The sequence below is a fragment of the Pseudomonas sp. MF08817 genome (genome assembly GCF_059862705.1).
On record NZ_JCBCUY010000003.1, the window covers coordinates 178,677 to 186,560 of the forward strand.

Here is a 7,884-nt window from a genome sequence, read left to right on the forward strand (position 1 = left end):
CATCCATGCGGTACACAGGAGTAGGACGATGGCAGAGCCTCGCCAGATGTAGAGGCGCTTGGCTCGCTGGTAGGCGCTCATGGCCGAACCCTAACCGCGATCCGGCCGCCCTTGATCGCGGCGGCAAGCTTTGGCGGCAGTGCCGATACCGGTAGGTCGCGCGGCAGGCCGGCACCAAGAATGGTAAGGCTGCGTTCGATCTCAGCAATCTGCTCGTCGACCAGTGATTTAACCGGTGCGGTGGTCATGCAGCCTCCTTGCGCTTCTGGCTGATCTTCAGCAGCTTGGCGCTGTAGTAGTGGAACTCTTCGGCGTTGATGTTGCTGGCGGTGAAGTGGCGGACGATCAGGCCTTCAGCGAGTGTTTCGTTGAGAGGCGGCGAGTCAGGATGCTCCAGGGCTTCCAGGGCCTTGCCGATGGCTATGTGAGGGCTCACAGTTCGTTGTCCTCTGCCTGGGCGATCAGGGCGTCAGTGACCAAGGGTCGAAGTAGGCCCTCTGCGATTTCACCAAGCTTGCCCAGTGGGTGGTCGCTAGGGCCTAGCAGCTCTGCGACGGCATTCTGGTCTGGCTTGCCCTGTGACAGCAGAAGCCAGCCCAGCGCGGGAGATTGCACCTGACAGTCAGCCAGCCGGCCGTTCACATGCTCATCCACGGCCAGGGCCAAGTCGGCTACGGTCACACCTTGCGGCTTGCGCATCCGACGCTGGAACGTTACGTCGCAGCCAAATCGGACCAATTGCTCGGCAGAGTTGAACAGCCATTCCGCCCGGGCCAGTTCCTGCGGGCTTTCGCTCACTACCAGAGGCAACTGCGCGTCGTACATGGCCTGACAGAGTTTCAGTGCTGTGTTCATGGTTGCCTCCAGATCGGCGGATCAGTCGTAATAGGCTTGATCGGCCAGATACTCGGAATGCTCGTTTACAAGCCATTCCTCCATCGAGGCGATTTCGGATTCAGTCAGGTGACTGGTGTCGTCCTTCGTCTCCCACTCGATTTCGCAATGACCGAAGTACTCTTCAGGGTCAGAAGCGCGACAGCTAAAATTTCCTTCCGATTGGGAAAAGGAAACAACGGTCAGGTTGATGGCAATGTCCTCGCCATCCTTGACCGTCCAGTATTCGTAAGTGCGGGCCATGGATGCCTCCAGAGTGGGGTTATTCGGTGGGCGGCAAGAGGAATGGCTGCCAATGCGTTACGAGATGCTCGAAGCGCGAGCCATCCGGGTACCGCCAGTCGATACCGTTCCAGTAGAGGAAGCGCGATCCATTGGCGAACCGTTGCGCCTCCCTTGCTGGGGTGTAGGCAATGGCGTGGTGCTTACCGCCACCCTTTGGCAGATCGGGCAGCCTGTCGCTGCACTTGATCCAATCGCTCATGGCGACCTCCAGTGTTTGGGGTTAGGCGGAAACTGCGACCGGAACAGCTTCACGAAAGCGCGAAGGGCTCCAGTCGCAAGACTCGTCGGCGGGGATGTGGCCGAACATCAGCGTGCAGCGGCGGCAATGCATGCAGTCGCCGCAGGTCTTGCCCTCGGGCAGGTTCATCTTGTCGGCGTTGTCCGCAGACCGTGGATATGGCTTTCGTTGCTCGCTCATGAATGACTCCGTGGCTTGGTTCACCTGTATTCGTCAACACTCATTCCTCCCGCTGGTTTCCGATGGGCGCGGGGGAGGAGTGCTGACGGGTAGAGGCGAGATAAAGAAAGGCCGGTTGGACGTCCGGCCTTTCGGATGCAGTTGTTTGAGTTTTGGGCGGGACCATCAGCGCCAGAACGCCGAGAGCCCCAGTCGAGAACGCCAGTGCTCACGATGGAAGCGCAATTGACCGGTTGGCAGGCCGTCATCAGGTGGCGGTTCTGGCCGCGCATGGCTGAGCGCTGCGCCGATCAGGGACAGTAGGAGCATGGTGATCTCCGGTTGGGGTTGGTGATGCAGATGCCCGGTGCTGATCTCCGGGTTTCGATTGTCCTGACCTTGGTCAGAGCCTGAGCCGTGATCGCCACGCTCCTGTCCGACTGGAAGCAATATCGGTATGGGTGCCAGTCAGTTATTGCCCATCAGCCTGGGCATTCATCTGCATCGGGGTGTGATCTGACCCAATCCGTCTATCCGCCATCGAGGGCGAACATCCGTCGCAACCAGATCACACTCCGATGCAGCCTGGTGCTGGGGAGTACCAGGGCCTCGGGCAGTTAACGACAGGCTGTCGTGGCGCTGGTTGTTCAAAGCTCTTTTGGCTCAAGCGCGTATTTGATCTGCAGGTTCTGCTCTGGCGAGTAGATCGGGTTGCAGGTGCTGCAATGTCCAGCCACCGCGATCTCAATCTTGAACTGCGCTCGCTCAGCAGGTCTCAGGCAGCTCGGGCAATACTCACTGTCAGCGCCCTCCAGATCGGCATGGCCGAGAATGCATCTCTCGGCGCCTTTCATTTGGTCGTGCTCTGAATCACAGATCGGACAGAAGTAGATCGTGCTCACTTCTGGCTGGCAGCACTCATAGGCGCCGTCTTCGCTGTCGTGACGCTCGTAGCACTGCCCGCACTCATACTTGATCGCCACTTCTTTGCTCATGGCCTTATCCCTTGGTTGTCATCCCAAGCAGCCCTCGCGAGAAGGCTGCTCAGTGATGCTGTCCGTCACGCCACAACTCGAATGCCGCGACTCACGCTCGGCACCATGATGATGTGACCCTTTCGTGCCAGAGCCTTTAGGTGCTCCTCGGCTGCGTTCGGCGATGCAAAGCCAAGCGACTTGGCAAGCTCTGCCCGCGTTGGAGGCCATCCCTGATCCGCTATCGACTGGTTGATCTTGTCGAGGACTTGCTCCTGCCTCTTGGTCAGTTCTTCCTTCATGTCTATCCCCTCACTGAATTCAACAAAGCGCCCGATACAGGCGCTTAGGTAAGTCTGTGGCGCCGTGACCCGCTACTGGCGTCGGTCACCGGCTTGAATCAAATGTGCCCGGCCTCGCTACTGGCGACAGGCCGGGGTTGTTGCGTCAGCGGTGTGGCCCGTTGCCCGCTGCTGATTGCAGGGCTGGCCGTTCGTCTTCGGTGTGGGCTTCGAGCTTCCTACTCACAGCGTCAAACAGCATCTGTTCGCCGTGGATCAAAGGTCCTTACAACATGCACGCTACAGCTCTAAATGCCCTGGCTGAGTGGGGCAGGGTGCATGAGGTCTGGCGTTCCCAGCCGAGGCTATCGGGACCGCTAATTCAGTTCGGTATCTCTCCCGTCTGCCGCTGGGATTCGCGGGGCGCATTGCTTGCCAGGTCGTTCGCGCGGTTCGAGCGTTTCGCTCTCGATCAGCCGTACAGGGTTCTCCTGTCGTGGGCGGGCTATCTGACCCGTCTGATCGCCGGTCGCCGGTAGAGGCAATGCGGTCTGTTGGTATTTCTGTATTGCGCTGACTGTTAAAGAGCGGCGCGGCTTTCGCTGCTGGGCCGGTGATGCGTTGGCTTGGGTGTAAATATAGGCAAACCCATATTTAGTGTCAATGGGTATTCCCATAAAAATACGATCCTCCTATATTCTGAAGTGCAAAAAATCCCGCCTAGTGGCGTGCTGACATGACGCCCGGGTGAGATACTGCAGGAAGCACCTGCTTGCGCAGTCAGCGCACGAACGGAAGGCATAATTTATGAAGGAGAGGGCGATGAGTGGCGGAGTAGAGGTTTTCATGGGGCATGGCGGCAGCATCGAGTTAAGTGATGCGTCTATTACTATAAGACGGAAAGGCGTGCTCTCATTCATGACGCAGGGGCTGAAAGGCGATAAGGAGATCCCGATCTCGCTCCTCACGGCCGTTCAATACAAATCGGCCGGAACGTTTACAAACGGGTACATCCAGTTTTCTTTTCAGGGTGGGAGCGAGGCGAAAGGAGGGGTATTTCAAGCCGCGGCGGATGAGAACACAGTGCTTTTTACAAAGGCGCAACAGCCAGCATTTGACTCGCTTCGAGTAAAGCTTCAGTCGCGCATTGGTCGGTCGGCCGCCCCAGCAGCCCCAGGTGGAAGCGGGTCTTACCTGGATGACCTAGAGCGTTTAGCGGCGCTTCGCTCTAGCGGTATCCTCACCGAAGAAGAGTTCCAGGCTAAGAAGAAACAGATCCTTGGCTTGTAGGATGGCCGATCATCCGCCGCTGAGATCCTTGCGATAAAACGACACGTTAGTGTTTTTCTGGATTTAGGCGGGAGCGGAACGAAAAAGCCCGGCGCTGGGCCGGGCTCTTATCTCAAATGTAAATCGATCTATCGCCTTAGCTCGCGGTGGGCATGGACGCAATTTCACGAAGAATTTCGAACCCATCCAGAGTAGTAGGTACTCTTGACTCCAAGTACCTGTACTGGGGAAGAATGAAAACCTTAATTGCCATGCTTTTACCTGGCCGCGAGAAGGTTGAGATCGACACTGCGCAGTCGGAAGGAGGGCTGATCACCTGAAAGAGGTGCTCCGCCACTACTACCGGATCCTTGCGGTCGCTAAACATTATACCCTCCTACCAAAGTTGCCCCAAGTGCGTCCAGGATTGGTCGCAGGGGCAGCATCAGCGATTTGGCCCCGCCGGGAGCCATTGAGTCAGGTCCGCCAGCAAAAATCAAACCCACTGCCGCTATCGGTCTGCCATGGTCATCCACATGAACGACAAGTGACCCAGAGTCTCCTGACGCTGAGAACTCTGATTGTAGGCCATGAATTGTGAAAACGTTGGCAAAGCGAATTACCCCGGTAAAGCCGTAGTTCTGCGCCTGATAATTGATGCCAACAGGTCTCAACTCCCTACTTACGATGTGACCTTTTGTATGCCGAGTCGTTCGACCAACCTTCTCAACCTTCATCCCATCAACTGGATCGGCGACTGCAAGAGGTGTGTCAAAAGCATTCCCCTGCATGGACGTCACGATTCCGGCGTTGTGCAGGCGAAAAATAGCGCCATCTAAATTTCCTGCGATATCAACGTTCCCTAAAGACCCGACTTTCATCTCTAGAGCCTTGGTGTGATAGCCCAGCGTGAAGGGGGGAATTCCACCAGGACCAACATCGATGACGCCGGGTGCGAGGATCGGCGTTTCGGGCTGCACATGACTACAAAGGGCGCTGACATGGTTGTTGGTAAGCCCATAAAGAAGACCGTCAGGCATTTTTACCAAGGCACCCATAGTCCCTGCGGAAGCGTCATTCCCTGGAGAAATCGACGACCCACAGCTGTAAAATTCCTTTCCCGATACAGCTTTGTGAATTGCGTAGGTCGCCCCTTGTGCCGAGCCCAAGCTCTTTCCGACCGTGTCCAAATGTCCTTGGGGGTACGCGATTCCATTGCTTTGGATGCTCGTCGGAAGGGTGTGCAAATCCTTCTGAGTAACTTTCTTTTTCGTGTAGAGGTAAATGGTCCTGCTTGTAGAGTTAAAGGAAATAGTCTGAATTTCCTTGTGCCTCAATATTTGCTCCGCTTCAGCCGAAAGCGGGATAGGCGGCGTTGAAGTCAAATAGATATCGTCGACTTCTGGCGGCAAGTGTTCAATCAGGCTACGACTAATTGCCCATCTCGCAAGACCGCTTGCCACTTGATGAGTGGTAAGCAGTAAAGGGGCAGGTGGCGGCATAGGCGCTATAGGAGGCAGGTTCTGCGGCATGGAAGTTTATCCCCAAACTTCAAATTTAAATGCAGAAGGCCTGATCTACTCAGCAGACACTTCCATGTCAGAAGAGCCAGTGCTCTTCAGGGTGACGCAATTCAATCCGTTGTTGCGCGAAGCTCTGAAGGTGTGCGGGCGGTTGGACCCGATAGTGCCAAATTTCTACCGAGAGTACATCGCCCACCAAAACACGTGGCCCAGGATCGCGATTTGTTGATCCTGGATCTCCTGGAAGGTGTAATCCTCGTCCGGGTGTTCGTCACGATTGAAGCTCCGCAGTCGGATACCGATGGGAAGCCGGTAGACCTGCTTCACGCGGAGCTGGCCGTTGTGATTGATCGCGTACATTTCGCCGTCGACGATATCGCCCAGAGAGTTTTTGCCTACGTTTACGCCCACCGTGGCGCCGTCGCGCAGCACTGGCAGCATGCTATTCCCGCTCACCAACACACACTTCGCGTTGCTGAACTGCACGTTGTTGTGACGAAGGTCTTTCTTGAAGAAGCGCAGCCTGGCACTGTCGCTTTCTGCGATAGCGAATCGGCCCGACCCTGCAGCCAACTCCACCTCCTGAAGGAAGGGCACGTAAACCTCGTCGTCATCGAGCGGGGTTTCATCATCCCACGCCTGGATGTCAGACATGGCCATGCCTGGCTGAGCGCGCTCAGCGGGTGCCTCGACACCCTTAAGCATGTCGCCAGCGCCTTCAGCGAGCCACATAGGCGAAACGCCGCACACCGAAGCGATCTGAGCGGCAAAAGCTGTCGCCTTAGATTTTCCACGCTCGAGGTCGGAGATCGAGGTCTGCGTGAGGCCGGCGCGCTCCGCAAGCTCGGTCTGATTTAAACCGGCATGGCGGCGGGCGGCCTTGAGTCTTTCTTTAAATTCCATCCGTGAAGTATTACGGGTGCTCCCATACCCTTGCAAATCGGTATTCCCATAACCTACCATATGGGTATTCCCGTATGGAGGGGCATCATGAACGCTATTTATAAGGGCCTCGTTGAATACTTCGGCACCCAGGAGGCCACCGCCGAAAAGCTCAAGGTTGATCAAAGCACCGTTTCCGGCTGGGTTCGGGGGAAGCACGGTATGTCTCCAGTGATTGCCAAGCGAGCGGAGGCGTTGACCGAAGGTGCTTTCAAAAAAGAATCCCTATGTCCGTCGTTTCCTTGGGCCGAGATGGCCGCCTAAGCGACATCCGCGTCCGCCGATCCATTGAAGCAATTTTGACCGCAACCCACCCAAGGAAAAACTAGGACATGAAAACGCCCGTACTAGAGACCCGCCGCCAAGTAATGGCCGCCGTGTCCAACGCTTTCCCTGGCGGGATGGATTGCGCGGCAGCTCGCCTTGGCATCAAGGACAAGCGTCTTGAAAACCAGATTTACGAAACCGCCGGGTGCAAGCCGCTGAGCGATGCCGAGATATTCGTGCTGGAAAGCGAAACGAAGACCGAGCACCTGCCGGACTACATCTGCGCGATGTACGGCGGCGTGTTCGTGAAGATCCCGGAAGCGGGGGAGCTGGACAACGTCGATCTGTACCAGCGCTCGCTCGCTGCATCTGCACAGCGTGGTGCGCTTGACCAGATGGTGGCGTCTGCCCTGGAAGACGGGGAGATCAATGCGAGCGAAGCCAAGAAGATCCGCGCCCTGCACGCCAAGTACATGTCGGCCAGCCTTGAGGCTATCGGGGCGGTAATTGAGTTGCACAAGGCGCGTGTGTAATGCGGCTGATCCAGGGTCAGGTCGTACAGATCGCAATCGCGGGCCGGTGCAGCCCTGAAAGCACGGAAATCATTCCTTCGATTGCCGGGCTGACTCTGCCTGAGTTCTGGCTTGAGTTGTGGGGGCAGGTTGGTAGCAAACGCTCGAAAATCGGCTACGCAAAGTTCGAGCTGGCTACCACAAACGTCACTGAAGAATTTGCTGAAGGTACGTACCAATTAGCACAGCTGCTGCCGGCAGACGCCCAACCCCCTCATCCAATAATTTCAATGTCAGGTGTTTTATGGCCTCGGCAGAGAGTCCTTTCAAGCTTTGCACAAGGCGAGCCTTCTCTTCTGGCGGCGTATCGCTCTCAAGGATGTTCCTTTCTAGGAGATCGCGGAGGGTGTCCTTGTAGTGGTCTAATGAAACCGGACACCCATTTAGGCGAGAATGCTCGCCAGATCGAGGTGTCAGATGACTAAACAACGCCGCTCCTTTACTCCTGAATTCAAGCGCGAGGCTGCCGACCTTGTGCTC

Annotated in this window: 14 protein-coding genes and 1 pseudogene; 3 read left to right on the forward strand and 12 right to left on the reverse strand. The window is 56.6% G+C overall.

Annotation, left to right across the window (positions count from 1 at the left end; translation table 11 throughout):
* Positions 1-77 precede the first annotated feature (77 nt).
* From AC19YR_RS03575 to AC19YR_RS03615, 9 genes and pseudogenes are all read right to left on the reverse strand, one after another.
* Complete coding sequence (locus AC19YR_RS03575; RefSeq protein WP_500597184.1) at positions 78-248, reverse strand: hypothetical protein; 171 nt, start codon at positions 246-248, stop codon at positions 78-80.
* Positions 245-436 (reverse strand): hypothetical protein, encoded by a 192-nt coding sequence (locus tag AC19YR_RS03580; protein WP_500597185.1) that lies wholly within the window; start codon positions 434-436, stop codon positions 245-247. Before AC19YR_RS03580 ends, AC19YR_RS03575 begins: the two co-directional genes overlap by 4 nt.
* Positions 433-855, reverse strand: a complete 423-nt coding sequence (locus AC19YR_RS03585; RefSeq protein ID WP_500597187.1) for a hypothetical protein — start codon at positions 853-855, stop codon at positions 433-435. The genes AC19YR_RS03580 and AC19YR_RS03585 overlap by 4 nt, the downstream gene beginning before the upstream one ends.
* A 21-nt stretch (positions 856-876) precedes the next feature.
* Complete coding sequence (locus AC19YR_RS03590) at positions 877-1,137, reverse strand: hypothetical protein (protein ID WP_500597188.1); 261 nt, start codon at positions 1,135-1,137, stop codon at positions 877-879.
* A gap of 19 nt (positions 1,138-1,156) precedes the next feature.
* Entirely contained in the window at positions 1,157-1,378 is a 222-nt protein-coding gene (locus AC19YR_RS03595) for a DUF551 domain-containing protein (RefSeq protein WP_500597190.1), read from the reverse strand.
* Between the two features lie 21 nt (positions 1,379-1,399).
* Positions 1,400-1,597 carry a hypothetical protein gene (locus AC19YR_RS03600; protein WP_500597191.1) on the reverse strand — a complete coding sequence of 66 codons (198 nt, stop codon included), beginning with the start codon at positions 1,595-1,597 and terminating at the stop codon, positions 1,400-1,402.
* Between the two features lie 165 nt (positions 1,598-1,762).
* A complete protein-coding gene (locus AC19YR_RS03605) occupies positions 1,763-1,906 on the reverse strand; it encodes a hypothetical protein (RefSeq protein ID WP_500597192.1) in 144 nt (47 codons plus the stop codon).
* A 317-nt stretch (positions 1,907-2,223) separates the two neighbouring features.
* Positions 2,224-2,571, reverse strand: a complete 348-nt coding sequence (locus AC19YR_RS03610; RefSeq protein ID WP_500597193.1) for a hypothetical protein — start codon at positions 2,569-2,571, stop codon at positions 2,224-2,226.
* A gap of 74 nt (positions 2,572-2,645) precedes the next feature.
* Positions 2,646-2,852: pseudogene (locus tag AC19YR_RS03615) on the reverse strand (LexA family protein); the annotation flags it as partial.
* An 801-nt stretch (positions 2,853-3,653) separates the two neighbouring features.
* On the opposite strand from AC19YR_RS03615, the gene AC19YR_RS03620 reads away from it, so the two are divergent.
* Positions 3,654-4,121 (forward strand): DUF4429 domain-containing protein, encoded by a 468-nt coding sequence (locus AC19YR_RS03620; RefSeq protein WP_500597195.1) that lies wholly within the window; start codon positions 3,654-3,656, stop codon positions 4,119-4,121.
* Between the two features lie 359 nt (positions 4,122-4,480).
* Here the strand turns inward: AC19YR_RS03620 and AC19YR_RS03625 are convergent, their stop codons facing one another.
* Positions 4,481-5,632, reverse strand: a complete 1,152-nt coding sequence (locus AC19YR_RS03625; protein WP_500597196.1) for a chymotrypsin family serine protease — start codon at positions 5,630-5,632, stop codon at positions 4,481-4,483.
* Positions 5,633-5,797: 165 nt separating this feature from the next.
* Positions 5,798-6,526, reverse strand: a complete 729-nt coding sequence (locus tag AC19YR_RS03630) for an XRE family transcriptional regulator (protein ID WP_500597198.1) — start codon at positions 6,524-6,526, stop codon at positions 5,798-5,800.
* A gap of 87 nt (positions 6,527-6,613) precedes the next feature.
* Here AC19YR_RS03630 and AC19YR_RS03635 point away from each other — a divergent pair, with 87 nt between their 5' ends.
* Both AC19YR_RS03635 and AC19YR_RS03640 read left to right on the forward strand, forming a co-directional pair.
* On the forward strand, positions 6,614-6,829 hold the full coding sequence (locus AC19YR_RS03635) for a YdaS family helix-turn-helix protein (RefSeq protein WP_500597200.1): 216 nt from the start codon (positions 6,614-6,616) through the stop codon (positions 6,827-6,829).
* A 68-nt stretch (positions 6,830-6,897) separates the two neighbouring features.
* Positions 6,898-7,365, forward strand: coding sequence for a YmfL family putative regulatory protein (locus AC19YR_RS03640; RefSeq protein WP_500597202.1), 468 nt, complete (start codon positions 6,898-6,900; stop codon positions 7,363-7,365).
* A gap of 186 nt (positions 7,366-7,551) precedes the next feature.
* Here AC19YR_RS03640 and AC19YR_RS03645 read toward each other — a convergent pair.
* Positions 7,552-7,884 (reverse strand): hypothetical protein (locus AC19YR_RS03645; protein ID WP_500597204.1); only part of this gene is annotated, 333 nt, incomplete at its 5' end.